This is a genomic window from Rhizobium sp. RU20A (assembly GCF_900155885.1).
GTDB lineage: Bacteria > Pseudomonadota > Alphaproteobacteria > Rhizobiales > Rhizobiaceae > RU20A.
Map to the genome: position 1 here is coordinate 19,859 of NZ_FTMB01000014.1, position 24,420 is coordinate 44,278.

Below are 24,420 nucleotides of genomic sequence, written 5' to 3' on the forward strand. Positions count from 1 at the left end.
CGGGCGCGCCGTCAGGACAGGGAATGGCCAAGAAGACCTATCGATCCATGGACGATTTCGCTGCCGCCAGCGGCGTTTCCCGGCCCACCCTGTCGAAATATTTCGACGATCCGGGCCAGGTGAAGGAGGTCACGCGCAAGCGGATCGAGGCGGCGCTGAAGAAATCCAACTTCGAGCCGAACCTCTTCGCGCGGCACCTCAACCGCAAGCGGACCAAGAATATCGGCATTCTCGTGCCGACCATGTCGGACCCTTTCTACGTGCAGGTCGTCTCGCTGATCGAGCTGGAACTGAGGGCACGGGGTTACTGGCCGGTGCAGCTTTCCTCGCACCAGCGTCCGGAACTCGAGGAGGAGGCGGTACGCACGTTGCTGTCGCTGAAGGTGGCCGGTGCCGTCGTCGCGCCGCTCGGAGCCCATTCGCGGCGCTCGGCGCTGGAGCGGCTGCGCGATGCCATTCCCGTCGTCTGCTTCGATGGCCCGGCGATCTACGACCTGCCCTTCGTCGGCAACGACAACCAGCAAAGCGTTGCCGCGATCGTCACCTATCTCTGCCGCTCCGGAGAGCCGCCCGTCTTCCTCGACATTCCCCATCTCGTTGAAAATGCCGGCGAGCGGCCGGAGAGCTATCGGGCGACGATGATCGCGGAGGGGCACTCCCCTCTGGTCATCGATTGCGAGGCGCCGCCCTCCTGGGAGTTCGAGCGCCTCGGCTATGAGCAGATGCAGCGCTTGTTGAAACGTGGCGGTCTGCCGGGCAAGACGCTGCTGTGCGCCAACGACCGCTTTGCTTTCGGCGCCATGGCGGCCGCCTTTTCAGCGGGCCTGAAGATCGGCCGCACTGAGGGCTGTGACATCCGCATCGCCGGACATGACGATCATCCGCTCAGCCGCTACGCCTGCCCCTCGCTGACCACCATGGCGCAGAATGCACCGGAGATGGCCGCAAAGTCCGTCGAACTGCTGCTCGCCCGACTGGACGAGGAGAGCGAGGCCGCGCCCGAGGCCGGCAAGGTGATCCTCGAGGCGACGCTTGTCATGCGCGACTCGGCCTGATCGGCCCCGATCAGGTGGCCTGCGGAGCGGAAAGGCGTGCATCCATGCCGCGCCATGCCTCGACAATGGCCGCGAGCGCCTCGGCCGCTTCAGGAATGATGCCGCCATGGGAGACGAAGCCGTGGATCTGACCCGGCCAGATCTTCGTCGTGCAGCGCGCTTCCGCCTCCAGTCGCCGCGCATAGGCGAGGCCTTCGGAATAGAGTACGTCCGCGCCGGCGAGGATGACGATGGCGGGTGCCACGCCCGCCAGACCCTCCGCCTTCAGCGGCGAGGCGCGCCAGTCGTCCCATTCCGCCCTTGAGGTGAGATAGTGATCACGGAACCAGCGCATGCCGGCGGCGGTGAGGCCGTAGCCCTCGGCGCAGGTGGTGTAGCTTTCGCCCGTCTGGCTCTGGTCGGTGACGGGATAGATCAGGATCTGGCCGACAACAGGCGGAACGGTGCCGTTGCGGGCCATCAGTGCCAGGACGGCGGCCAGATTGCCGCCGGCGCTGTCGCCGCCGACCACGATGCGGCCAGCATCGATGCCGAGGTCGCCAGCGTGCTCCACCATGAAGGCGAGCGCGGTCGCGCAGTCCTCGATGGCGGCAGGAAAGCGATGCTCCGGGGCTAGGCGATAGTCGGACGAGACGACGACGGCGCCGACCGCGTTGGCAAGGATGCGGCAGATGTCCTCGTGGGTTTCCGGTGCGCCGATCACCCAGCCGCCGCCATGCAGATAGAGAAGTGCCGGGGCGCCCGCAGCCGGAGCGCCGTGGCCGCGCCAGATTTTCAGGCGAAGGCCGCCTACGCTGCGCTCCTCGCAATGCGCGACGTCATCGAGCGGCTTCTGTACGGCGGCAAAGCCATCCAGGTACTGTTGCCGGGCAGCCGCGGGCGTCAGGTGCTCGACGGGTGTCTGCGGTTCGTCGGCGGCGGTGAGGGCATGGCGGGCGGAGGCATCAAGGTCGATCATGCGAGCAGGCTTTCGGCTTCGTTTTCCTTCAGTTCCGCCGGCTGGGTGACGGCGGTGGTGATGGTCTGGGCCACGCCCGTTTCGCCAGCCTTCAGGATGGCTTCCATCACCTCGAGCACATGCAGTGCCAGCAGGCCGGAGGCGCGTGCAGGGCGCCCTTCGACCAGCGAGCGAGCGAGATCGGCAAGGCCCACCATGCGGTAATTGGCACGGTCGGGATTGACCACGGGCCAATTGATGGCGCCGTAGAGGTCGTTGGCGGTGTTCATCTCTTCCCACTCCGCGCCGCGGCGGGAGAGCCCGATGACGCCGCCGAAGGTGTCGGGATCGGGCAGGCGCAGCGAGCCTTCCGTGCCGTGCAGTTCAATCGGATGGTTGGAGTGGCGGAACACATCCCAGGAAGCGCCGAAGGTAACGGTCGCGCCGCAGGCAAATTCGAGCAGCGAGAGCACGCTGGTCGGCGTTCCCACCTTGAAGGTCGTGCCCTTCTTCGGGCCATCGGCGGTGATGAGGCGATCTTCCTGACCGCTGGTCGCGACCGCCTGCACGCGGCGGATGGGGCCGAGCAGGTTGACCATCATGGTGAGGTAGTAGGGGCCCATGTCGAGGACCGGACCGGCGCCGGGCTGGTAATAGAAGCTCGGATCCGGGTGCCAGTGCTCCATGCCCCGGCCCATCATGAAGGCGGTGCCGGTGACGGGCTTGCCGATGATGCCGGCTTCCATGAGGCGGCGGGCGCGGCGGCCGGCGGCGCCGAGGAAAGTGTCGGGCGCCGAGCCGATGGCCAGGCCCTTTGCCGTCGCGGCCTCGACCAGCGCCCGGCCTTCGGCGGCGTTCACGCCAAGCGGCTTTTCGGTAAAGACGTGCTTGCCTTCCGCCAGCGCGCGGCTGGAAATATCGTAGTGCGCCGCGGGGATGGTGAGGTTGAGGATGAGGTCGATCTCGGGATCGGAGATGAGCGCATCGACATCGCTGACGCGGAGGCCAAATTCCGCGCCGCGGCGCTCGGCAGCCTCCCGGTGCAGGTCGGCGCAGGCGGTGATCGCCACATCGCGGAAAAGCGGCGCATTGCGCATGTAGGCGAGCGAAATACTGCCGCAACCGATGACGCCGATGCGGAGCTTGGATGAGGGGGATTTGGTCATGGCGTGTTTCCGGGTGGTGGCCGTTGGCAAGGCCTGACGGCGCGGTGAGCGTTCTTATGATGTGACGCGTGATAGAAATTAAGTTGACGCACGGTAACATTCCATCTTACGACAAGGCAAGACGTTTGGAGGCGTCGTTTTCGCATGGCCTTTGTCCGCCCTTGGCACCCCTGATGCAGGGCCGGGCGGGGCGGCGGAAACTTGAGGAACCGGAGGAAGACACAATGACGGATGCGGTGCTGAAGATCGGTTGCCAGACCTTCACCTGGGAAATGCTGGGCAGCGGCTGGACCGGTGGCCCCCACGATCTCCTGAAGGCGATTTCGGCCGGCGAATACGCCGGGATCGAGATTACCGACACCATGATTGGGCACTACGCCGACAAGCCGCAGGCTTTCGCGACGGCGCTTGCCGACCATGGGCTGACGCTGGTGTCCTTCGCCTTCGGCTCGAAGAGCGGCTTCACCGAACCCTCCCTCCTTGCCGAGGATCTGGATACGGCGCGGCGCTGGGCTGCGTTCGTGGCGCATTTCCCGGGCGCGCTGATCTCGATGGGATCGGCCACCGTGATGTCCGAGGGCGCGCGGGAGGACAAGTTCACCGTCGCCGCCGAAGTTTACAACAGGGCGGCCGAGATCGGACGCGCGGCGGGCGTTGCCTTTGCCGTGCACCCGTCCTCGCACCACAACACGCTGCTCTTCACCCGCGCCGACTACGATGCGCTGTTTGCGCAGCTGGAGCCGATCGTCGGCTGGGTGCCGGATACGGGCCATATCCTGCGCGGCGGACAGGATATCGACGATACGCTCGCGACCTACCGCAGCCGCATCCGCTATGTGCATCTGAAGGATGTCGACGCGGCCGGCGACTGGGCGATGCTCGGCGCCGGCGTCTGCGACGTGCCAGCCGTCATCGCGTCGGTCAAACAGGGCCCGCAGTTCAACGGCTGGATCGTGGTTGAGGAAGAATCGGAAGAGGCCGGGCGCGATCCGGCCGCTGCGGTTGCCCGCAACCGCGAGACCATGCGCCGGATGGGTTTCTGACCCGCCGCGCCTTTTCCCGTCAGGCATAGCGCACCTCGACACCGAGCTTTTCCAGCCGGCTGCGAATGCTCAGTGGCATGTTGCTGTCGGTGATGATGAGGTCGACGCGCGAGAGCGAAAAGGCCTTGGACGAGGCGCCGATATCGAACTTGCTGCTGTCGGCGACGAGCACCACGCGCCTGGCCATGCGCACCAGATTGCGCTTGGTGCGGGCAATGTCCTCGGACACATCCACGACATCGAAGGACTGATCGATGGCGTGAGCACTGACAAAGGCCTGGTGGGCGACGAGCCCGCCCAGCACCTTGTCGCTGTCGGAAATCATCGTGCTGACGGTGCTCGGGAAAACACGGCCGCCGATCATGTGCACGTCGAGGCCGGGGCGATACATAAGGTGCTGGGCGATGTTCATGGCCGTCGTCGCCACCACGACATTGTTGACCGGCGGCATCTGCATGGCGACCTGCAGCAGCGTCGAGCCACTGTCGAAAACGATCGACTGATTGTCGATGATCTGCCTGGCTGCGATCTGTGCAATGCGGCGCTTGGCTTCGAAATTCTTCTGCATCCGCTCTTCGAAGGCGGCCGCCGGCGAATCCGCGGGTAGCGCGATCGCGCCGCCATGGGTTTTGATCAGCTGTTTCTTCGCATCCATGATGTCGAGGTCGGAGCGGATCGTGACCTCCGAGACGCCGAAAGTGTCGGCGAGCTGTTTGGTGCGGGCCTGACCCACCCTTTGCAGTTCCAGCAGGATCTGATGGCGTCGCTGTTCGGCAAGCATGGCGGTCTTTCAGGTGGGGCCATCGACTTTTGAAAATCGAAAGTCGATGCGTGGTTTCGTCGGTCGTTAGGCCTCTATTAGCTGAAAATTGATGCATTCGCATCTGCAAAATCGATCAGAAAACGCAATTCGAAAGAAATCGGAAGATTGAGTATTGTTTTATTTTCGAGTTAGGGTCCCTCATCACAGCGTGACCAACCTTGAAAGGACATGTCGTCATGGGTCTCGGAGCCAAAATCCGCCTTTCCCGCATCTTCTCCAATCCGTCGGGAAATCTGTTCGGCGGTGCCGTCGATCACTTCGTCGGCTACGGCAATGTCCGTGAGGGCGGGCTTGCCGATCTGCCGGGCGCGCTGAAGCGCGTGATGGAGGGCGGGCCGGACTATGTCAGCATCCAGCCGGGTGCGGCGCGTCATCTGTGGTCGGACTATGCCGGCAAGGCAGCGCTGGTTATCCAGGCCGGCTGCTTCACGGCCGATGATAGGATCCGCCAGCTGATTGCGACGCCGGAAGATGCCGTGCGCTACGGCGCCGATGCGCTCGCCGTCGCCATTCCCGTGCGCGGCAATACGGAAGGCGAATACATCCGCTGGCTGACCGATACGGTCAACGCCGCCGCCCGCTACGAAATGCCTGTTATCGCCCATGTCTATCCGCGTGATTTCACCCAGGGCGGCAAGATCGTCTTCACGCCGGATGAAATCGCCTATGCGGTACGCATCGGTTACGAAACGGGCGTCGATGTGGTGAAGGTCGGCTATACCGGCGACTTCGCCTCCTTCAAGGACACGGTCGCGACCTGCCCGATCCCGGTCGTCATCGCCGGCGGCCCGAAGACCGATACACTGCTCGGCGCGCTCCAGCAGACCTCGGATGCGCTGCGGGCCGGTGCGCGCGGCGCGGTTGTCGGCCGCAATCTCTGGGGGCATGGCGATACGACGAAGGCGGCGCTCGCCTTCAAGCACGTCATCCATGGCGGCAAGACGCCGGAAGAGGCGCTGGCCGCCTCGGGCGCCTGATCCGGCCATGGCCCGCACCTTCGACATTCTCGGCTTCGGTGCTCTTGCCATCGACGACATTCTCTATGTCGATGCACCGCTCGGTGCCGAGAAGGGCAAGGTGATCAAGCGGGCCATGGATCACGGCGGCAATGTCGCCACGGCACTGGTGGCGGCCCGCCGTCTGGGTGGGCGCGCTGCCTTCATTGGTTGGCTTCCGGAGGACCCGGAGGCCGATATCGGCGGGCGGGAACTGGCGCGCGAAGGCGTCGACGTCTCGCTCGCGCCGCGCCATGCCGAGGCGCTGCCGATCCGCTCCGTCATCACCGTTGGCAGCAACGGCGATCGCTTCATTGCCTACGATGACGAGATCAAGCACGGCACATCCGATGGCCTGCCGGATGAGGTGTTCCATACGGCGCCGGTCCTTCTGATCGATGGCTATGCCATCCATACACTGCCGGCCGTGCAGCAGGCGCGGCGGCTCGGGCTTTCAGTCGTTGCCGATATCGAATGGAGCAAGGGTGCCGCGACGGATGCGCTGCTGGCACTCGCCGATCACCTCGTCCTGCCGATCGCCTTCGGACGGACGGCGACTGGATGTACTGAGCCCGCCGATATCCTCGATGCGTTTTGGACCGAGGGGCGCTCCGCCGTCGTTCTGACAGATGGGGCAAAGGGCTCTTTCCTGTGCCAGGCGGGCGATGCGAGGCTTTGGCACCTGCCGTCCTACCCCGTCACGGCCGTAGATACGACGGGAGCAGGCGACTGCTACCACGGCGCCTATGCGCTGGCGCTTGCCGAGGGAAAGGCGCCGCTCGATTGCGTGCGCTTTGCGACCGCCGCCGCCGCGATTTCCGTGACCGCCCATGGGGGACGGCGCGGCCTGCCGGGGCGCCAGGACTGCCTTGCGCTCATGGCCTCCGAGACAGCGCCGAGCCCGCTGGCTTTGTCGCGCGGGTAGCTTGGCGACCGGGTCGCGTTGACGCCTGCCCTGTCCCTCTGTCGTCTATTCCCGCCTAGAAAATTACGCGCGTAAAAAAATAATATCTCATGAAATAGTGATTTTCTGCAAAGGAATTGACAATTATTTCAATAATTTGATCTCTATTCCCTTTCCGAACGTCGCCTGTTTCGGAAAAATTTTCTGTTGACTTTAGGCGCGTGGGCGGGCGTCATCAGGACAAGAGATTGGGCAGGTGTCCGGCCGCGAGGAGGCGGCGCGTGTGCTGGCCGGCAATCGGGAGGAAGAAACGTGGCCGTCGTCGTACTCGACAAGATCTGCAAGACCTATGGAAACAATTACCACGCCATCAAGGATCTCAACCTGACGATCAATGACGGCGAGTTCCTGATCCTCGTCGGCCCGTCCGGCTGCGGCAAGTCCACGGCGCTGCGAATGATCGCAGGGCTCGAAGAGATCACCAGCGGCACGCTGACCATCGGCGGGCAGGACGTGGTGGATTTGCCGCCGAAGGATCGCGACATCGCCATGGTGTTCCAGAGCTACGCGCTCTATCCGCACATGACGGTCTTCGACAACATCGCCTTTTCCATGAAGCTTGCCGGCAAGAGCAAGGCCGAGCGCACCAAGCGGGTGCATGAGATCGCCAAGATCCTGCAGCTTGAAACGCTGCTCGAGAACAAGCCGGCGCAGCTTTCCGGTGGCCAGCGTCAGCGCGTTGCCATGGGCCGCGCCATGGTGCGCGAGCCGGCCGCCTTCCTGATGGACGAGCCGCTGTCGAACCTCGATGCGAAGCTGCGCGTGCAGATGCGCGCCGAAATTGCCAGCCTGCAACGCCAGCTCGGCGTCACCACCATCTACGTCACCCACGACCAGACGGAAGCGCTGACCATGGGCGACCGGGTGGCGGTGCTGAAGGGGGGCGTGCTGCAGCAGGTGGATACGCCGAAGGTGCTGTATCACCACCCGGTCAATGCCTTCGTGGCCGGCTTTATCGGCTCGCCTTCCATGAACCTGTTTGAGGGACGGGTGGACGGTGGCGCGCTCACGGCGCCGGGCTTTTCCATCCCGCTCCCGGAGAGCGTGTTGCAGCGCGTGCCGGGCCTTGCTGCCTATGCCGGCAAGCCGGTCGTCTTCGGCATCCGCCCTGAGGACCTCTATGACAGCCGCCTGCCGTCCGGTCAGTCGCTGCCGACCATTCCAGCGGAAATCAAGTCGATCGAGGAACTGGGCTCCGAACTCATCGTGCATCTGAAGCTCGACGCCATGAGGGTCGACTCCGGGGATCCCGATGCGGTCGAGGATCTCAGCGGTGCGGCCAACACCGTCGCCCGCTTCGAGGCGACCAGCACGGTCAAGGCGGGCGAAACCATTCAGCTCGCCATCGATCCCGCCAAGCTGCATTTCTTCGATACTCAAACCCATCGGGCGATCTGACCGCCCCCATCTTTCCGCTTAGCAGAGGTTTCCTGACATGCCCGTCAAACAAGAAAAGCGGCTTCGCGTCGGCGTTCTCGGCGCCGGACAGATTGCCCAGGCCGCCCATTTCGAAAGCTGCACCAAGGCTGTCAACGCCGACCTCCATGCGATCTGCGATGTCGCAGATGATCTGCGCGAGCGCATGGTGATTACCCATGGCGCGGCCAAGGGCTACAATGACTACGACCGCATGCTGGCCGACCCCGAAATCGACGCCGTGATCATCGCGACGGCCGATGCCTTCCATGTGCCGGCAACGATCCGGGCGCTGGAAGCGGGCAAGCATGTGCTGTGCGAAAAGCCGATGGGCCTGACGGTGGAGGAATGCGAGACGCTGAAGGCGGCGGTGGCGGCTTCCGGCAAGGTCTTCCAGGTCGGCCATATGAAGCGGTTCGATGCGGGTCTTCAGGCCGCCAAGACCTTCATCGATCAGGAGATGGGCGAGATCGTCGCGCTCAAAGCCTGGTATTGCGACAGCACGCATCGCTATCCGATGACCGATGCCGTGCAGCCGCTGATCGTCACCAGCGCGAATGCCCGCAAGCCATCGGCCAATCCTAAGGCGGATCTGCGTCGCTACTACATGCTGGCGCATGGCTGCCACCTCATCGACACCGCCCGCTATTTCGCCGGCGATATCGTCGCGGTCACGGCGCGGCTGTCGGAGCGGGCCGGCATCTGGTGCTGGTTCGTGGATGTGGAATTCGCCTCCGGCACGCTCGGTCATCTCGACCTCACGGTGCAGGTGCGCATGGACTGGCACGAAGGCTTCCAGATCTACGGCCAGAACGGCAGCGTGATCGGGAAGACCTATAATCCCTGGTACTACAAGACCAGCGAAGTCGATATTTTCCGGGAGGCCGATGGCGCCACGCATCGCGTGCTTGGCGCCGACGGGCATTTCTATCGCCGGCAGCTGGAAGGCTTTGCCCGCACCATTCTTGAGGGAACGCCGATGGAAGGCGCCGATATCGATGACGGTCTCGCCTCGGTCCGCGCCATGGTGGCCATTGCGCGCTCGGCCGAAAGCGGCGAGCGCGTCGCGCTCGCCGATGTCTCCGGGGGCGTGTGATGAAGCTCGGCATCTTCGCCAAGACCTTCGAGGGAACCGACCCCGCAACCGTGCTGAACGCCGTTGCCGCGGCGGGCTATGGGGCGGCGCAGTACAACATGGCTTGTTCCGGCCTGCCGTCGATGCCGGATGCGATTTCCGATGCCGAGGCACAGGCGGTGGCCGACGCGGCCGACGCGACCGGGGTGGAGATCGTCGCGGTTTCCGGCACCTATAACATGATCCATCCGGACAGGGCCGTGCGCGAAGCGGGCCATCGTCGGCTGGAGGTCTTGGCGGCGCAGGCCCGGCGCATGGGCACGGACCTCATCACGCTCTGTACCGGCACGCGCGATGCAAAGGACCAGTGGAAGGAGCATCCGGACAATGACACGCCGGAGGCGTGGCAGGATCTTCTGGAGGCGATGCGGATTGCCATCACCATTGCCGACCGGCATGACGTCACCCTCGGTATCGAGCCGGAGCTCGCCAACGTCATCAACTCCGCCGAAAAGGCGGCGCGGCTGATCGCCGAGATGGGAAGTGAGCGCATCCGCATCGTGCTCGACCCGGCCAATCTCTTCGAGGTGGCTCCGGTAGAGGAGCAACGCCGCATCGTCTCGGGAGCAGTCGATCTCATGGCGGATCGCATCAGCATGGCGCATGCCAAGGATCGCACGCCGGAGGGCGGCTTTACCACGGCTGGCAAAGGCGTTCTGGATTACGCCCATTATCTCGGCTGCCTGAAAGCCATCGGCTTTCAGGGCAGTCTCGTCACGCACGGCCTGTCTGCCGGCGAAGCGGCCGGTGTCGCGACGTTCCTCACCGGTGCGCTGGCCGAGGGGGTGCGATGAGCGCCGACAGCTTCGTCACGGCCGATGGTGTGCGGCTCCATGTGGATGCAGCGGGTGGCGGGCCTGATGTGGTCTTTCAGCACGGGCTGTGCGGTGACTGCGGCCAGACGGGCGAAGCCTTTCCGCCGGATGCGGGATTTCGGCGGCTGACCGTCGAGGCGCGCGGGCATGGGCGATCGGAGGCCGGCGATCCGGCGCGCTTTTCGATCGCACGTTTTGCGGCCGATGTCGCTGAGGTGATAGAGCAGCGGATCGGCAAGCCGGTGATTGTCGGCGGTATCTCCATGGGCGCGGCGATGGCTCTCCATCTTGCCGTCCATCGCCCCGATCTCGTGCGCGGGCTTGTTCTGGCACGCCCGGCCTGGGTGACGGCGGCGGGGCCGGAGAACATGGCGCCGAATGCCGAGGTGGGCAGGCTGCTGCAGCGCCTTGCGCCCGAGGCGGCGAAGGCCGAATTTCTCGCTGGTCCGACCGGGCGCCGGCTTGCCGAGGAGGCGCCCGACAATCTTGCCTCCCTCACCGGTTTCTTCTCGCGCCAGCCAATCGCGGTGACGGCGGCACTGCTGACCGCGATTTCCGCTGACGGTCCGGGTGTCACTGAAACGGATCTTGCCGCCATCGGCGTGCCGACTCTCGTCATCGGCCATGGCCGCGATGTCATCCATCCGCTTGGCCATGCCGAGACGCTCGCGGCGCGCATTCCCGGCGCCCGACTGGTCGAGATCACGCCGAAGGCCGTGAGCCGCACGCAGTACGTTGCCGATTTTCATTCCGCTTTGTCCGCTTTCCTCAGGGAGTTCTGACCGATGCCTGCACCTTCCAAGACCTGGCTTGATGATCTGCCGCGCGACCGGCTGATTGCCGAGTTTTCCACATGGTCCGCCAATCTCATGGGTCTCGCCGAGGATCTCGGGCGGGTCGAACGCCACGTCGATGTGCTGCATGTCGATGTCGCCGACGGCCACTTCGCGCCGGCCATGCTGTTCTTCCCCGATCTCGTTGCCGGTATCCGCAAGGTGTCATCCAGGCCCATCCATGTTCATCTGATGGTCGCCGATGCCGTGCTGCTTTCGCAGATCGAGCAGTTCGCCGATGCGGGCGCCGATCTCATCAGCCTGCATGTCGAAAATGAGAGCGTCGCGAATGCCGCCCTCGATCTCCTTGAACAGCGCGGCGTTGCCGCCGGCATGGTGCTGCGGGTCGAAACGCCGGTCGAGCGCATCCGCCCCTACGTGAAGCGCCTCAGTTTCGTGACGCTTCTCGGCACCGCCATTGGCGTGAAAGGGCAGGGGCTCGACGAAAATGCCGGCGACCGGCTGAAGGAAGCGGCTGCCATCATCGCCGGGAGCGGCGCGACGCATCGTATCGTGCTGGCCGCAGACGGCGGCATTCGCGAACATACCGTGCCGCTGCTGCGCGGCGCCGGTGCCGAGACCGTCGTTCTCGGTTCGCTCGCCTTCAACGCGCCCTCGCTCGATGAGCGCATGGCGTGGCTTCACGCCCTCTGAGCCGGTCGCCACTATGTCACGCCTCGCCATCGGTGTCGATCTCGGCGGAACGCAGGTTCGCGCTGCCCTCGTGGATGGGGGCGGAGCGATCATTGCGCGCGCGGAGGCGGATACCGATGCGATGGCGGGCCCGCAGGCCGTGCTCGCACAGATCGAGGCGCTTGCCCGCGGGCTTGTGGAGACGGTCGATCCGGCCCGCATCGTCGGCGTTGGTGTCTCGACACCCGGGCCGGTGGATACGCTCACCGGCGTCGCATCCGATATTCCGACGCTGGCCGGCTTTGCGGGATTTCCGCTGCTTGCGGAACTGCGCCAGCGGTTCACGCAGCCCGTCAGCCTCGAAAACGACGGCATTGCGGCGGCGATCGGCGAATGGCAGTTCGGGGCCGGGCAGTCGCTGGATCATATGGTCTACGTGACCGTCAGCACCGGCATTGGCGGCGGCGTCATTTCGGACGGCCGCGTGGTGCGCGGGCGAAAGGGCATGGCCGGGCATATCGGACATATGGTGCTGGTGCCCGGCGGGGCTGGGTGTCCCTGCGGCGGTCTTGGGTGCTTCGAGGCTTACGCTTCCGGCACGGCGCTCGCCCTTCGCGGCCGTGCGGCGGCTGCGGCCCATCCGGGAAGTTTTGAAGGGGTGTCCGGCGGTGCGGTCGGCGGCCGCGCCATTTTCGCAGCGGACCGGACGGGCGATCCGGTGGCGAGGCGACTGGTCGATGAGGAGGCCGAGTGGCTCGGCCGTGGTTTCGTCAACCTGCTGCATGTCTATAGTCCCGAGGCCATCGTCATGGGCGGCGGCATTGCGCAGGAGTTCGATCGGCTGCATCCGGGTATAGCGGCCTATATCCGCCAGTTCGCCATGCCGGCCTTTCGGGATGTGCCGGTTCTGCGGGCGGCGCTCGGCACGAATTCCGGCCTTGTGGGCTCGGCCGCACTCGCCTTCCTCGCGCAATCTTAATGGTAAGTCATTGCGCACATATTTGCGCAGCAAAAGGAGACGATCATGCTCACCATCCAGCGCCTCAGCCTTGCCGATGCACGGATCATTCTGGCCGGTGCCAGTGCCAGGGCCGAGGGAATCGGGGTTCCCATGTGCATTGCGGTGACGGATGAATCCGGTCAACTGATCGCCTTCGAGCGCATGGATGGTGGCAAGGTCACGAGCACCATCATCGCGCAGGACAAGGCTTACACGGCGGCCGGCGCCAAGCGCACGACGGAAAGCTATGGCGATGTCAGCCAGCCGGGAAAGCCGGCCTACGGCATCAACAGCGCCATTGGCGGCCGGCTCATGGTCGTCGGCGGTGGCATTCCCGTTGTCGTCGGAGGTCAGGTGGTGGGCGCCGTCGGCGTCAGCTCGGGCACCCCCGCGCAGGACAGCGACTGCGCGCAGGCCGGCATCGACGCCTTCCTCGCCACACTCTGAAATCCCGGTCTAACGGACCTGAAAACCGTGGCGCAGCGGGTCGGCATCATCCACGAAGATGGTGTTGTGGCCGATGATCCGCGCCCAGCCGGCGACGCTGGGGCGGATGCCGTCATGGTCGCCGATGCGGGCCGTCGCTTCCGGGCGGCAGTCGAACAGCGTGCCGATGATGCTCTCATGCACGAAGGTCTCGCCGATTCCGAGCTGACCGCGCGCGACGAGCTGCGCCATGCGGGCGGAGGACCCCGTGCCGCAGGGTGAGCGGTCGATGGCCTTGTCGCCGTAGAAGACGGCGTTGCGGGCGCTGGCCCGCGGATCGCGCGGCCTGTCGCACCACATGACATGGCTGACGCCGGATATGCGGCTGTCTTCCGGGTGGACGGGCGCGAGCTTGTCCTGCGCTGCCTTGCGGACCAACGGGCTCAGCCGCTGGATGTCGGAGGCCGGCATGCCCTCGAGGCCCTTCCAGTTTTCCTGCGGTTCGATGATGGCGTAGTAGTTGCCGCCGTAGCTGAGATCGAGGGTGATAGGGCCGAGGGTCGGCACGTCGATCTCGACATTGCGGGCGTGGAGGTAGCTGGCAACGTTGAAGAGACGGACCTCGCGCACCCGCTCACCGTCCATGCTGTATTCGATATCGACCTTGCCGGCGGGGGCTTCGATGGAAAGGCGTCCGGCTTCTCGCGGCGTGACCAGCCCTTCCTCGATCGCCACCGTCACCGTGCCGATGGTGCCGTGGCCGCACATGGGCAGGCAGCCACTGACCTCGATGAAGAGTACACCGATATCGCAATCCTCCCGCGTTGCCGGGTAGAGGATGGAGCCGGACATGACATCGTGGCCGCGCGGCTCGAACATCAGCGCGCGACGCACCCAGTCATGGTCGCGCTGAAAGATCTGGCGCTTTTCCGCCATGGGGACCGGCGGCAGGACGGGCCCGCCACCGGCGACGACCCGGACGGGATTGCCGCAGGTGTGGGCGTCTATGCAGAAGAAGGATTTGCGGGTCATGCCTGTTCCGGGGTGGTTTGGCTGGATGGAGACCTGCAAGGTACCGACCCCTCAATGACAAGGGCAAGCGGATTTAAGACGACCACACGCGGGCCTCGGTGACGATGGCGATGGACGCCAGTATGACGGCGGTGCCAGCGATGGCGAAGGCGAGGGAGACGAGAAGGAAGGCACGCACCCAGCCAACGCTCATGTCGCGCCGGAACCAGCCGATTTGCACGGCACCGTACCACACGAGCGCAAGGAGCGTTAGAATCCAGCCGGCGGGCGTTGCCCAATCGCCGCCAAACCTCAGCAGGTTGAGGCCCGTGCTGAAACCGAGGGCGAAGGGCGCCGCGACGTAGCCCTGGCTGTAGAAGGGCGAGCGCAGGGTTTCCCGGTTCAGCCGCGTTCCGCGCGCCACGATCAGGGTCACCGCCATGGAGAGGGGAAAGATGCTGAAGAGGAGAGCGCGCAGGACGAGCAGGTTCGAGTCGGAGTCGAGAAGATGGGGAAGCTCGCTTCGCCCCGCCCGCTGCAGCAGGCCGAGCTCAATCCCGTGGGAAATCAGCAGCGTGATCAGAAGGAAGAGCGGTGGGCTCAGCATATCCGCAAAGCGGTCCTCCAGCCGGTCTTCGAGCTCGGCATCCGCATAATGCATCATGCGGAAAGGCCGCGTTGTCGCCCGCCACAGGGTCAGCGGATAAAAGACCAGCCAGGAGGTTATTTCATAGAGAAGCTCTTCGAAGGATTTCAGAAGACGCATGAAATCCATGATCGGCACGCTCCGTTCTCTGACGCTGACGGAGTTGTGCGTCAATTGGCTCGAGCGGGCAAGCTATAACGGAAAAGCCGGCCTGCGGGGGCAGGCCGGTAAATTGGCTGAACACGTAAAAGACAATGAACCTCAGGTTCCGATCAGTTTCCGCCGATGGCCTGGGTCATCTCACGGGCCTCGGCGTTTCGCTCTGCGCTACGTTGGGCATATCCCCAATTGCGCTCTGCAAAGCGGTAGGCAAGCTGTTGCGCCTCATCGGGCGTTGCGATACCGCGCAGCACTTTGCTGCGGGCGCCGCATTGCAGGAGGGCAGTCCGGCTCGCAGCGTCATATTGCACGTTCAGGTGATGTTGCGGCATATTCATGATGGCCTCCCTCGCATCCTCGATCATACGTACGAACGTGCCGCAATAGGAAAGGTTCCGACCGATTTGAGGAATTTTCGACGACGAACGGCCGTTCGTTTTTTGGTTTCGACGTCAGTCATGTTGCAGCGCGGAACCTTCACGCAAGTGCTGCGTTGTAAGTCTTGAAGGTTTCCGGGGTTCCGTCACAAATCGTTTTTTCACGCGATGCGCAGGCTGTTGCCCCGGCTGCCATCCTGCTGAACCCCTATGCTTGTTTAAACGGTGGACCCCAAATGACATTTTCCTTCTCGACCCTCGATTTCGTGAAGCCCGAGCTCGGCGCCGAATTCACCGGCGACGGCGTGCATTTCGCGGTCTTTTCGGCCCATGCGGAGCAGATCGATCTCTGCCTCTTTTCGCCTGACGGGCAGGAGGAAATCGCCCGCATGCCGCTGCCGCATCGCGAAGGTGACATCTGGTCGGGCTATGTTCCGGGCCTGAAGCCCGGCCAGCTCTATGGCTACCGCGTGCATGGCCCCTACGACCCGCAGAACGGCCATCGCTTCAATCCCAACAAGCTGCTGCTCGACCCCTATGCCAAGCAGATCGCCGGCGAAGTGAAGTGGGACAACGCGCTTTACGGCTACACGATCGGCGACGAGGCCGAGGACCTGTCCTTCGACGAGCGCGACAGCGCGCCCTTCATGGTCAAGGGCGTGGTGCAGGACCCCGCCTTCGACTGGGATGGCGACCAGGCCATCCGCCGCCCGTGGAACGACACGATCATTTACGAGGCACATGTGCGCGGCATGACCATGACGCATCCGCACGTGCCGGACGAACTGCGCGGCACCTTCCTCGGCATGTGCAGCGATCCGATCATCGAGCATCTGACCAAGCTCGGCATCACCGCTGTCGAGGTCCTGCCGGTGCAGTACTTCGTCGATGACCGCTACCTGATCGAAAAAGATCTCAGCAACTACTGGGGCTACCAGTCGCTCGGCTTCTTCGCGCCGCAGCCGCGTTTCCTGTCCGGCAACAAGATCACCGAGTTCAAGACGATGGTGAAGCGCTTCCATGCCGCCGGCATCGAAGTGATCCTCGACGTGGTCTACAACCACACGGCCGAAGGCTCCGAGCGCGGCCCGACGCTTTCCTTCCGTGGCCTCGACAACCTCAGCTACTACCGTCTTTCGCCCGATGACCCGCGCCATGCCTATGATACGACGGGCACCGGCAACACTCTCAACGTCTCCAATCCCTTCGTTCTGCGCATGGTGCTCGACAGCCTGCGCTACTGGGTCGGCGTCATGCATGTGGATGGCTTCCGCTTCGACCTCGCGAGCACGCTCGGCCGGACGCGCCACATCGAATTCGACCGCGACGGCGCCTTCTTCGACGCGATCCGGCAGGATCCGATCCTCGCCGGCGTCAAGCTGATTGCTGAGCCGTGGGATGTCGGTGACGGCGGCTATCAGGTCGGCGGTTTCCCGCATCCGTTCCGCGAGTGGAACGACAAGTACCGCGACGACGTGCGCCGCTACTGGAAGGCCGATGGCGGCCTGGTGCCGAGCCTTGCCGAACGCCTGACGGGCTCGGCCCGCCAGTTCAACCATTCCGACCGCGGCGCTTCGACGTCGGTTAACCTCCTCAGCGCCCATGACGGCTTCACGCTGATGGACACCGTGTCCTTCAACGACAAGCACAATGATGCGAATGGCGAGGAGAACCGCGACGGGCACTCCGACAATCATTCCGACAATATGGGTGCGGAAGGCGCGACCGAGGATGCCGGCATCAATGCGGCCCGCGAACGCCGCCGGCGCAACATGATGGCAACGCTGCTGCTCAGCCAGGGCGTGCCGATGATCCTCGGTGGTGACGAGCTCGGTAACAGCCAGGGCGGCAACAACAACGCCTATTGCCAGGACAACGAGATCGGATGGACCGACTGGAGCGGTCTCGGTACGCCCTTTTATGATTTCTGCTGCAAGATGGTGGAATTCCGCAAGGCGCACGAGGCCTTGAGGCCGGTCCGCTTCCTCAATGGCGATGCGCAGGATGGTCCGGTGCAGATCGCCTGGTATCGCGAGGATGGCGAGGCGATGGGCGAGGCGGAGTGGAACGATCCCGAGCGCAGGTCGCTGATGGTCTATCTCGCCCGTCCGGCCGATCCGGCGCTCGGCGAGGAAGGTCTGCTCGATCAGCTTCTGCTCGTCTTCAATGCCGGCGACCAGCGCGACTACGCCTTGCCGCAACCAAACGGCGTTTCTGCATGGAGGCGGGTGCTCGATGTCGGCGGCGATGAGCCGTTCGAGGTGGCGGATGCCACCGGACCGATCGTCGTGCCGGGTGCCAGCGTGATGGCCTTCGTCCCGGCCGCATAAGCTCTCGGGCCTCAAGACAGGAAAAGGCAGGTTTCAGCATGCAGGCGGTGATGGTGGATGGTCTGGTTTATGTCAGCGACACCGAACCCGGCATTCGCCGTCATCGCCGCGGAACCGGCTTTTCCTACCGCATGCCCGATGGCAAGGCCGTCAGCGATGCCACGATCCGCAAGCGGATCGCCGCACTCGGCCTTCCGCCGGCCTATGAGAAGGTCTGGATCTGTCTTGACGAACGCGGCCATTTGCAGGCCACCGGCTACGACCAGCGCGGGCGCAAGCAGTACCGCTATCACCGGGACTGGCAGGCGGCGCGCAGCCTCGACAAATTCGGGCAGCTGGTCGCCTTCGGCGAGGTGCTGCCCGGCCTTCGCCGGCGCGTGCGCAAGCTGCTCGATGGAGAGCCCGGTCAGATCGAGACGACGCTTGCCGCGCTGTTGACGCTGCTCGACGAAGAGCACCTGCGGGTCGGCAATGCCGCCTATGCCGCCGAGAACCGGACCTATGGCGCGACCACTCTTTTGAAAAAGCACTTGCGGCTGGGCGACGGCTTCGTCGGCCTGAGCTTCGTCGCCAAGGGCGGCAAACGGGTGCGGCGCATCCTCAAGAATCCACGCCTGCATCGTCTGCTGGAGGCGACCGCCGATCTGCCGGGCCGTCACCTCTTTGCCTGGCGGGATGAGGCGGGCTTCGTGCATCCCGTCGATTCCGGACGGCTGAATGCCTTTCTTGCCGAGCAGACCGGGCTCGGCATCTCGGCCAAGACGTTTCGGACGTGGGGCGGCAGCGTCGCCGCTTTTTCCGAAGCGCGGCGGATCATTGCTGCGGGCGACCGACCGAGTGTGAAAGCGATCAGCGAGGCGGCGGCCGAGGTGCTGCATAATACGCCGGCCATCAGCCGCAGCAGCTATATCCATCCGGGCATCCTGTCGCTCGCCGATCGTGCCGTCTTCAATGATGCGCTGGCCGAACAGGTGCTGAAGGCCAACGTGCGCGGTGATCTTCGCGCCGACGAGGGCCGGATGCTCGACTTCCTCGCCCGCTCCGGCTGATTACCCGCCTGCTCTCGTTCCCTTAGCGCAACAGGCTCTGGCCGCCGTCGATCCACAGCGGCGTGCCGGTGATGTGGCGGGCTGCGTCGGAGAGAAGGAAGGCGATGGCGTCAGCAACGTCCTCGCTGCGGCCGGGCTCGTCGCCGGTAATCGGGATCTGCCCCTCGGGCCAGATCGACGGAACCTCCGTCTTTTCCGCATGGCGGATCTGGGTGTTGTCGTCGATGGCGGTCTCGATCGCGCCGGGGCAGACGGCGTTGATGCGGATCCGGTGCCGGCCAAGTTCCGGCGCGAGCTGCTGGACGAGCGCAAGCTGGCCGGCCTTGGTGACGGCATAGGCCGAGGCGCCGGGCGAGGTAAAGGTGCGAGTCCCGTTGATAGAGGAAACGACGACGATCGAACCTCCTTCTGCCTTCAGATGCGGAATGGCGAGATGGAGGGTGAGGTAGGTGCCGCGCAGGTTGATGCGCATGGTGTGGTCCCATTCCTCGGGGGTGAGATCATCGATGGGTGCCCAGACGCCGTTGACGCCGGCATTGGCGACGACAGCATCGAGGCGGCCATAGGTCTTGATGAGCGTTTCGAGGCTGGCGCGCATCACCGCTTCGTCGGCCACATCGGCGGTGAGGGCGATGGCTTCGCCGCCGGCCTGGCGAATGTGTTTGGCCACGGCTTCGACCTCATCACTGGTGCGTGCCAGCGCTGCGACTGCATAGCCTGCGCGCGACAGCGTGCGGGCGGTGGCAGCGCCGATGCCGGAGCCGGCGCCTGTCACGAGAACTGTCTTCATCGAACGCTCCATCGATCGTAATCGGTGCCATCGTTCCCACCCAAAGTTCGGGTCTGGCTCTCGCAAACACGGGGAACGGCGAGAGGTTCCGCGCCGACGATCTTTCCGTCCTATCCTCGCCCTGTACCGCCTTCGCCGCAAACCGAATATTTTCACAAAGCGGTGGAACCCGACGCGCAACGGCGCGTTGTACCGGCTGGGTAAGGGCGGTTTCCCGCCATCGGCTCCCGCGTGGCTCCCATGATGACGTTTTCACCGGGCGGTCGCGCCGGATTATTGGATGAAGTGTCGCTGGACAGTTCCGCGTCAAACCGGGCGACAGGGCACGGGAAGGAGACGACCATGGACGACATTTACGATCTCGTCAGCCAGCGCGCTTATCACCTGTGGGAGGCCGAGGGACGGCCGCATGGGCAGGACCAGCGCCACTGGGATCAGGCATGGCGCGAAATCGAAGCCGAGCGGCTGGAAGCCGAAGCCGAGGCCGCCAGGCAGGCCGAGCGCCCGGCGCTGCGCCGCGTGGTTCTTCGGGCCCGTTATTCTCCCGCCAACCGGGACGTCCGCGCCCAGCGCCGCGCGGCGATTTGATACCACCTCACTGAAACGCGAGCCGCTTATCCGCTGGGTAGGCGGCTTTTTGCTGTCCGGTCGCAGGTTATGGCGTCCGGCGGGCTCTCAGATGGCGCGCCTTGAATGGGATGGTGTGTCTGAAGCGTTGATCCGTGTGTGGTGCTCGTGGAGAGCTTCGAAGAGCTGCGCATATTGCGCTGCGCTGCGGGACCAGGAGAAGTCGGCCGTCATGGCCTGCCGCTGCAGGCGCTGCCAAGTCTGTCCGTCGCGAAAGACCTCGCTGACCATGAAGATGGCGTGTCGAAGGCTTTCCGCATTCACCGGATAGAACTGGAAGCCCGTTGCAACATCGCGGGCGAGCGCTGCATCATTGGCATCAATGATGGTCTCCGAAAGGCCGCCGGTGCGGGCGGCCAGCGGGATTGTGCCATAGCGCATCGCATAGAGTTGCGTGAGGCCGCAGGGCTCGAAACGGGATGGTTGCAGCAGGACATCGGCGCCGCCCATGATCAGGTGCGCCATGGTCTCGTTGTAGCCGACCACGACGGCGACCTTGTCCGGATGGCGGGCAGCGAGCGCCTGCAAGCCCTTTTCAATGAGCGGATCGCCCTCGCCGCAGACGATGATCTGCCCGCCGGCCGCGAAGATTTCCTCGGCCACGGGTTCGATGAGGTCCGACCCTTTCTGCCAGGCAAGGCGCGTCAAGACGGCAAAGAGCGGGCCACCGAGGTCGGGCAAGCCGACACGGGCGAGGAGCGCCGCCCGGTTCTCGCCACGCCGGTCGAGTTGGTCAACGCCGTAGGGGGCAGGCAGGAGAGGGTCCTGCTCGGGAGACCAGGTCTCAAGATCGATGCCGTTGACGATGCCGTAGAGATCGTTGCGCCGCTTCTGCAGCACGCCCTCCAGCCCCATGCCGAGCGGCCTTGCGAGGATTTCGCGGGCATAGGTCGGGCTGACAGTGGTGATGGCATCGGCCGTCAGGATGCCGCCCTTGAGGTAGCCGATATCGCCGTAATATTCGAGGCAGTCGATGCTGAAGGCCGCTGGCGGCAGGCCGAGCTGCGGCATGATGCCGAAGGCGTATTGGCCTTGGAAGGCGATGTTGTGCAGCGTCAGCACGGTCGGCATGACATGGCGCAGGCGATAGCGCAGATAGACCGGGGCAAGAGCCGTCTGCCAGTCGTGCACATGGAGAAGTTCCGGCTGGATGCCAGGAATTTCCCCTGCAGCGATGCGCGCGCCGGCCAGCGAGAAGACGGCAAAGCGCTCCCAGTTGTCCGCAAAGGGCGCGCCGGTTGCGTCCTGATAGGGGCTGCCATCGCGGTCAAAGAGGGCGGGGATATCAACGATCAGCAGGTCGAGACCGCCGGCCTTGCATAGATGGATCCGCGCGTCGTGGCCAAGCAGATCGCGCAGCATCGCAATCTCGGTACGCTCGGGCGTGGCCGCCAGCACCTTGCGGTAGCCGGGTATGACAGTCAACGACTGGATGTCGAATTCCGCCAATGCTGCCGGGAGAGCGCCGGCCACGTCCGCCAGCCCTCCCGTCTTGATCAACGGGTAGACTTCGGACACAACGGAAAGGACATTCATGGGGCGAGCTCGGCTAACGGAAGAAGGCGTGACGTCAATTAACCACCGAAAAGCCGAAAAGTTCCCATAAAATTACTGCGTTGCAATATTCATGATCGTGTAGCCGCAACGGCCGGATGAATCCGCGATTGCCGCTCCGAAAGCGCCTGCCAATCGGCAAAGGCGTCCGCATCGGGTTTGACCTCCTCCGCAAGACGGCTCATTGCCTGCACGGCTTCCCGGAAACCGGGGTGCCATCGCGCCCCTACGGCGGCAGCCATGCCGGCACCGAGCGCCGAGGCTTCGTTGGACAGGCTGCGGATGACCGTCAGGCCGCTGGCGTCAGCCACCATCTTCAGCCAGAGGGGGCTGCCGGCGCCGCCGCCAATGACGAAAATGCGATCGACCATGGCACCGCTGGCGCGCATTTCCGCGAGCGAGCGGACAAATTCCAGCGTGATGGCCTCCATGGAGGCGCGGTAGAGGTGGCCCATGCCGGCCTCTGGTCCGAGCCCGACGAAGGCGGCGCGGGCGTGTTCATCCCAATGCGGATCCATGCAGCCGATGAGATAGGTGGAGGCCATGACGCCGCCCGAGCCGACCGGAAGGGCGCGGGCTTCCGCCTCCAGCCGCTCGAAGATGCGGGCATCGCTGCGCCCGCCCGCAAAAGTGTCGAGCAGCCAGTTGATGAAGTAGGCGCCGGCGCGCTGGCAGCTTTCCAGGAGGTAGCCTTCGCCGCTCGGCGAGGTCAGGGTGCGCCAGTAGCGACTGAGCTCTGGCGTCGGCGACCAGGCGCCCCCGACGACGGCGGTGCCGAGGTTGAGATAGGCGAGGCCGGGGCCGATGGCGCCGACGCCGAGGCTCGCGCATTGGCCGTCGCCGCCACCGGCATAGACTGGCGTGCCGACTTTCAGGCCGGTGACATCGGCGGCCTCCTGCGTGATGCGGCCGATCAGCGTGCCGGGCCTGTGCACCGGCGGCAGCTTGTCAGCGGCAATGCCGAGCGGATCAAGGATCTCCCGCGACCAGGCCTTCTTTTCGATGTCGAAAATGCCGAAGGGATCGGCGCTGGTCCAGCTCGCGGCGGCATCGCCCGTCAGCTTCTGCACGAGGAAATCGTGCACGCTGAGAATCTGCGCGGCCCTGTCCAGAAGCGAAGGGTCGGTCTCGCGCAGATATTTGAGCCGATAGACGCAGGGGATCACATCGATCGGCTTGCCGGAAATGGCATGCATGCGCTCGCGGCCGATCTCCTCGGCAAAGGGATGAACGACGTCCTGCGCGCGCCGGTCCAGCCAGAGCGTGGCCGGGGCCAGCGGCCGCCGCTCGGCGTCGAGGAGCACCATGGTCTCGCGCTGGTTGGAGATGGCGATGCCGTCAATCTTGTCCGCATCGATCTTGCCGGTCAGCGTCTTCAGGGCGCTGGCTGCGGCCTCCCACCAGTCTTCGGCGTTCTGTTCCGCCTTGAGCGGATGGGGCGTGCTGATGACATGGGGCGCGCGGCCCTCGGCGCGTGGTGTTCCATCCATCGTCCAGGCGACGGCCTTCATCGATTGCGTCGATGAATCCATGCCGATGACGTAGCGTTCCTCGGTCTGCATGCACACTCCTCCCAAATTCCCGTCCCGGGCGCCTCTTCCGCCCGGTCCTGTCACAGCACGGCCATCGCCTCCTACCGCGACAGCAGCGCTTCCGCCGTCTTCATGTCGGTCACGAAATGCGTGGCGTAGCCTGCTTTCAGCGTGGCGGTGATGGCGGCGATCTTCGTCGTTCCGCCGGCTACGCACAGACGGCTCGGCACGGCCAGGAGCTCCTCCAGCGTAATGCCCACCATGCGCTCGTCATGATCGCCGCCGACCGGCTTGCCCTCGGCATCGATGAAGCGGCCGATGATGACCGCGACCGCGCCGCGCCCCACGTAGTCGTCGAGCTCTTCGTTGCTGGCGATGCAGGCGACGCGGACCGTGGCGCGCGGGCCGATGTCACCGACCCCGAACAGAATACGGTTGGCGGAATGGACGAGCTCCATCTGCTTTTGCAGGATCGGTTCGGCCAGGAGTGCAGCCTTCAGCGCGCGGGTCGAGAGAACGGCGGGGGCAAGAAGGTTCACGCAGCGTGCATGAATGCGGTTCGACAGGAGCGAGGTGCAGAGTTCGGGCGAAAATTCCGGCTCGCCGGTGGAGCTGCCGGAGACCTGGACAACGGTGAGATTGCGCAGGGGCCTGGCGAGGGCGATGCGATCGGCAGCCGCCAGAACGGTGCGCCCCCAGGCAACGCCGATCGTGTCGCCATCGGCAATCTGGTCGGCCAGCACGCGCGCGCCGGCATCCCCCAGGCGCTCGGCCAGGCTCGCATCATCTGTGCTTGGAATGACGAAGGCGCCTTCGAGCCCGAAGCGCTCCATCAGGGCGCGGGCAATGCTGGTGCGGCTGCCAGCGGCCGGGCTGATGTTGACCGAGACGATGCCGCGTTCGCGGGCTTCCTGCAGATAGTTGACGATGGTGGCGCGCGAGACCTTCAGCGTTTTGGCGATCTCGCTCTGGGTCATCTGGTCGGCATAGTAGAGCCAGGCCGCCCACATGATGGCGTCGTCAAATTCCGTCGGCACCTGCGCGCCGGCTTCCTCACTGTTTTTGTTGATCGTCTTTTGCTCTGTCATGGCGATATCTGGACCC

Annotated in this window: 24 protein-coding genes; 14 read left to right on the plus strand and 10 right to left on the minus strand. The window is 64.7% G+C overall.

From position 1 onward, the window contains the following. Positions 1-23 precede the first annotated feature (23 nt). Entirely contained in the window at positions 24-1,055 is a 1,032-nt protein-coding gene (locus F3H41_RS20250; protein ID WP_149740532.1) for a LacI family DNA-binding transcriptional regulator, read from the plus strand. 10 nt (positions 1,056-1,065) lie between these two features. On the opposite strand, the gene F3H41_RS20255 is transcribed toward F3H41_RS20250, so the two are convergent. After that, complete coding sequence (locus F3H41_RS20255; RefSeq protein ID WP_149740533.1) at positions 1,066-2,013, minus strand: alpha/beta hydrolase; 948 nt, start codon at positions 2,011-2,013, stop codon at positions 1,066-1,068. Next, entirely contained in the window at positions 2,010-3,158 is a 1,149-nt protein-coding gene (locus F3H41_RS20260) for a Gfo/Idh/MocA family oxidoreductase (RefSeq protein WP_149740535.1), read from the minus strand. The genes F3H41_RS20255 and F3H41_RS20260 overlap by 4 nt, the downstream gene beginning before the upstream one ends. Before the next feature lie 224 nt (positions 3,159-3,382). On the opposite strand from F3H41_RS20260, the gene F3H41_RS20265 reads away from it, so the two are divergent. After that, positions 3,383-4,201 (plus strand): sugar phosphate isomerase/epimerase, encoded by an 819-nt coding sequence (locus tag F3H41_RS20265; protein WP_149740536.1) that lies wholly within the window; start codon positions 3,383-3,385, stop codon positions 4,199-4,201. Between the two features lie 19 nt (positions 4,202-4,220). Here F3H41_RS20265 and F3H41_RS20270 read toward each other — a convergent pair whose 3' ends face one another. Beyond that, positions 4,221-4,982, minus strand: a complete 762-nt coding sequence (locus tag F3H41_RS20270; RefSeq protein WP_149740538.1) for a DeoR/GlpR family DNA-binding transcription regulator — start codon at positions 4,980-4,982, stop codon at positions 4,221-4,223. Between the two features lie 218 nt (positions 4,983-5,200). Here F3H41_RS20270 and F3H41_RS20275 point away from each other — a divergent pair, with 218 nt between their 5' ends. The 9 genes from F3H41_RS20275 (at position 5,201) to F3H41_RS20315 (ending at position 13,262) form a co-directional block, all read left to right on the plus strand. Beyond that, positions 5,201-6,001: a class I fructose-bisphosphate aldolase gene (locus F3H41_RS20275; protein ID WP_149740539.1), complete on the plus strand. Its 801-nt coding sequence runs from the start codon at positions 5,201-5,203 to the stop codon at positions 5,999-6,001. Between the two features lie 7 nt (positions 6,002-6,008). Continuing rightward, the gene (locus F3H41_RS20280; RefSeq protein WP_149740541.1) at positions 6,009-6,944 is read left to right on the plus strand and encodes a PfkB family carbohydrate kinase; all 936 of its coding nucleotides are present in this window, start codon (positions 6,009-6,011) and stop codon (positions 6,942-6,944) included. A 291-nt stretch (positions 6,945-7,235) separates the two neighbouring features. Then, on the plus strand, positions 7,236-8,381 hold the full coding sequence (ugpC, locus tag F3H41_RS20285) for a sn-glycerol-3-phosphate ABC transporter ATP-binding protein UgpC (protein ID WP_149740542.1): 1,146 nt from the start codon (positions 7,236-7,238) through the stop codon (positions 8,379-8,381). Between the two features lie 37 nt (positions 8,382-8,418). Beyond that, a complete protein-coding gene (locus tag F3H41_RS20290) occupies positions 8,419-9,495 on the plus strand; it encodes a Gfo/Idh/MocA family oxidoreductase (RefSeq protein ID WP_149740544.1) in 1,077 nt (358 codons plus the stop codon). Further along, positions 9,495-10,328, plus strand: coding sequence for a sugar phosphate isomerase/epimerase family protein (locus F3H41_RS20295; protein ID WP_149740545.1), 834 nt, complete (start codon positions 9,495-9,497; stop codon positions 10,326-10,328). Before F3H41_RS20290 ends, F3H41_RS20295 begins: the two co-directional genes overlap by 1 nt. Then, a complete protein-coding gene (locus F3H41_RS20300) occupies positions 10,325-11,131 on the plus strand; it encodes an alpha/beta hydrolase (RefSeq protein WP_149740546.1) in 807 nt (268 codons plus the stop codon). The genes F3H41_RS20295 and F3H41_RS20300 overlap by 4 nt, the downstream gene beginning before the upstream one ends. A 3-nt stretch (positions 11,132-11,134) precedes the next feature. Further along, positions 11,135-11,836, plus strand: coding sequence for a ribulose-phosphate 3-epimerase (locus F3H41_RS20305; protein WP_149740548.1), 702 nt, complete (start codon positions 11,135-11,137; stop codon positions 11,834-11,836). Positions 11,837-11,849: 13 nt separating this feature from the next. Further along, complete coding sequence (locus tag F3H41_RS20310; RefSeq protein ID WP_149740550.1) at positions 11,850-12,794, plus strand: ROK family protein; 945 nt, start codon at positions 11,850-11,852, stop codon at positions 12,792-12,794. A gap of 45 nt (positions 12,795-12,839) precedes the next feature. Next, positions 12,840-13,262, plus strand: coding sequence for a heme-binding protein (locus tag F3H41_RS20315; RefSeq protein ID WP_149740551.1), 423 nt, complete (start codon positions 12,840-12,842; stop codon positions 13,260-13,262). Between the two features lie 9 nt (positions 13,263-13,271). On the opposite strand, the gene F3H41_RS20320 is transcribed toward F3H41_RS20315, so the two are convergent. The 3 genes from F3H41_RS20320 to F3H41_RS20330 form a co-directional block, all read right to left on the minus strand. Next, positions 13,272-14,273 carry a 4-hydroxyproline epimerase gene (locus F3H41_RS20320; protein WP_149740552.1) on the minus strand — a complete coding sequence of 334 codons (1,002 nt, stop codon included), beginning with the start codon at positions 14,271-14,273 and terminating at the stop codon, positions 13,272-13,274. Positions 14,274-14,346: 73 nt separating this feature from the next. Beyond that, complete coding sequence (locus tag F3H41_RS20325; protein WP_149740553.1) at positions 14,347-15,027, minus strand: permease; 681 nt, start codon at positions 15,025-15,027, stop codon at positions 14,347-14,349. 143 nt (positions 15,028-15,170) lie between these two features. Further along, positions 15,171-15,422: a hypothetical protein gene (locus F3H41_RS20330; RefSeq protein ID WP_149740555.1), complete on the minus strand. Its 252-nt coding sequence runs from the start codon at positions 15,420-15,422 to the stop codon at positions 15,171-15,173. Between the two features lie 248 nt (positions 15,423-15,670). On the opposite strand from F3H41_RS20330, the gene glgX reads away from it, so the two are divergent. Both glgX and F3H41_RS20340 read left to right on the plus strand, forming a co-directional pair. Beyond that, positions 15,671-17,764, plus strand: coding sequence for a glycogen debranching protein GlgX (glgX, locus tag F3H41_RS20335; RefSeq protein WP_149740556.1), 2,094 nt, complete (start codon positions 15,671-15,673; stop codon positions 17,762-17,764). Between the two features lie 38 nt (positions 17,765-17,802). Next, positions 17,803-18,813 (plus strand): DNA topoisomerase IB, encoded by a 1,011-nt coding sequence (locus F3H41_RS20340; protein WP_149740557.1) that lies wholly within the window; start codon positions 17,803-17,805, stop codon positions 18,811-18,813. Positions 18,814-18,835: 22 nt separating this feature from the next. Here the strand turns inward: F3H41_RS20340 and F3H41_RS20345 are convergent, their stop codons facing one another. After that, complete coding sequence (locus F3H41_RS20345; protein ID WP_149740559.1) at positions 18,836-19,615, minus strand: SDR family NAD(P)-dependent oxidoreductase; 780 nt, start codon at positions 19,613-19,615, stop codon at positions 18,836-18,838. A 330-nt stretch (positions 19,616-19,945) separates the two neighbouring features. Here F3H41_RS20345 and F3H41_RS20350 point away from each other — a divergent pair, with 330 nt between their 5' ends. Then, positions 19,946-20,191, plus strand: coding sequence for a DUF2934 domain-containing protein (locus F3H41_RS20350; protein WP_149740560.1), 246 nt, complete (start codon positions 19,946-19,948; stop codon positions 20,189-20,191). Positions 20,192-20,278: 87 nt separating this feature from the next. Here F3H41_RS20350 and glgA read toward each other — a convergent pair whose 3' ends face one another. From glgA to F3H41_RS20365, 3 genes are all read right to left on the minus strand, one after another. After that, positions 20,279-21,766, minus strand: coding sequence for a glycogen synthase GlgA (gene glgA, locus F3H41_RS20355; protein ID WP_149740562.1), 1,488 nt, complete (start codon positions 21,764-21,766; stop codon positions 20,279-20,281). A gap of 89 nt (positions 21,767-21,855) precedes the next feature. Continuing rightward, positions 21,856-23,346, minus strand: coding sequence for an FGGY-family carbohydrate kinase (locus F3H41_RS20360; protein WP_149740563.1), 1,491 nt, complete (start codon positions 23,344-23,346; stop codon positions 21,856-21,858). A gap of 71 nt (positions 23,347-23,417) precedes the next feature. After that, a complete protein-coding gene (locus F3H41_RS20365) occupies positions 23,418-24,404 on the minus strand; it encodes a sugar-binding transcriptional regulator (RefSeq protein ID WP_149740564.1) in 987 nt (328 codons plus the stop codon). Between the last annotated feature and the right edge of the window lie 16 nt (positions 24,405-24,420).

Bases quoted from the DNA above. Each gene is read 5' to 3' on its own strand.
- F3H41_RS20250 (WP_149740532.1), top strand. From the start codon at position 24: ATGGCCAAGAAGACCTATCGATCCATGGACGATTTCGCTGCCGCCAGC.
- F3H41_RS20255 (WP_149740533.1), bottom strand. From the start codon at position 2,013: ATGATCGACCTTGATGCCTCCGCCCGCCATGCCCTCACCGCCGCCGAC.
- F3H41_RS20260 (WP_149740535.1), bottom strand. From the start codon at position 3,158: ATGACCAAATCCCCCTCATCCAAGCTCCGCATCGGCGTCATCGGTTGC.
- F3H41_RS20265 (WP_149740536.1), top strand. From the start codon at position 3,383: ATGACGGATGCGGTGCTGAAGATCGGTTGCCAGACCTTCACCTGGGAA.
- F3H41_RS20270 (WP_149740538.1), bottom strand. From the start codon at position 4,982: ATGCTTGCCGAACAGCGACGCCATCAGATCCTGCTGGAACTGCAAAGG.
- F3H41_RS20275 (WP_149740539.1), top strand. From the start codon at position 5,201: ATGGGTCTCGGAGCCAAAATCCGCCTTTCCCGCATCTTCTCCAATCCG.
- F3H41_RS20280 (WP_149740541.1), top strand. From the start codon at position 6,009: ATGGCCCGCACCTTCGACATTCTCGGCTTCGGTGCTCTTGCCATCGAC.
- F3H41_RS20290 (WP_149740544.1), top strand. From the start codon at position 8,419: ATGCCCGTCAAACAAGAAAAGCGGCTTCGCGTCGGCGTTCTCGGCGCC.
- F3H41_RS20295 (WP_149740545.1), top strand. From the start codon at position 9,495: ATGAAGCTCGGCATCTTCGCCAAGACCTTCGAGGGAACCGACCCCGCA.
- F3H41_RS20300 (WP_149740546.1), top strand. From the start codon at position 10,325: ATGAGCGCCGACAGCTTCGTCACGGCCGATGGTGTGCGGCTCCATGTG.
- F3H41_RS20305 (WP_149740548.1), top strand. From the start codon at position 11,135: ATGCCTGCACCTTCCAAGACCTGGCTTGATGATCTGCCGCGCGACCGG.
- F3H41_RS20310 (WP_149740550.1), top strand. From the start codon at position 11,850: ATGTCACGCCTCGCCATCGGTGTCGATCTCGGCGGAACGCAGGTTCGC.
- F3H41_RS20315 (WP_149740551.1), top strand. From the start codon at position 12,840: ATGCTCACCATCCAGCGCCTCAGCCTTGCCGATGCACGGATCATTCTG.
- F3H41_RS20320 (WP_149740552.1), bottom strand. From the start codon at position 14,273: ATGACCCGCAAATCCTTCTTCTGCATAGACGCCCACACCTGCGGCAAT.
- F3H41_RS20325 (WP_149740553.1), bottom strand. From the start codon at position 15,027: ATGGATTTCATGCGTCTTCTGAAATCCTTCGAAGAGCTTCTCTATGAA.
- F3H41_RS20330 (WP_149740555.1), bottom strand. From the start codon at position 15,422: ATGATCGAGGATGCGAGGGAGGCCATCATGAATATGCCGCAACATCAC.
- glgX (WP_149740556.1), top strand. From the start codon at position 15,671: ATGACATTTTCCTTCTCGACCCTCGATTTCGTGAAGCCCGAGCTCGGC.
- F3H41_RS20340 (WP_149740557.1), top strand. From the start codon at position 17,803: ATGCAGGCGGTGATGGTGGATGGTCTGGTTTATGTCAGCGACACCGAA.
- F3H41_RS20345 (WP_149740559.1), bottom strand. From the start codon at position 19,615: ATGGAGCGTTCGATGAAGACAGTTCTCGTGACAGGCGCCGGCTCCGGC.
- F3H41_RS20350 (WP_149740560.1), top strand. From the start codon at position 19,946: ATGGACGACATTTACGATCTCGTCAGCCAGCGCGCTTATCACCTGTGG.
- glgA (WP_149740562.1), bottom strand. From the start codon at position 21,766: ATGAATGTCCTTTCCGTTGTGTCCGAAGTCTACCCGTTGATCAAGACG.
- F3H41_RS20360 (WP_149740563.1), bottom strand. From the start codon at position 23,346: ATGCAGACCGAGGAACGCTACGTCATCGGCATGGATTCATCGACGCAA.
- F3H41_RS20365 (WP_149740564.1), bottom strand. From the start codon at position 24,404: ATGACAGAGCAAAAGACGATCAACAAAAACAGTGAGGAAGCCGGCGCG.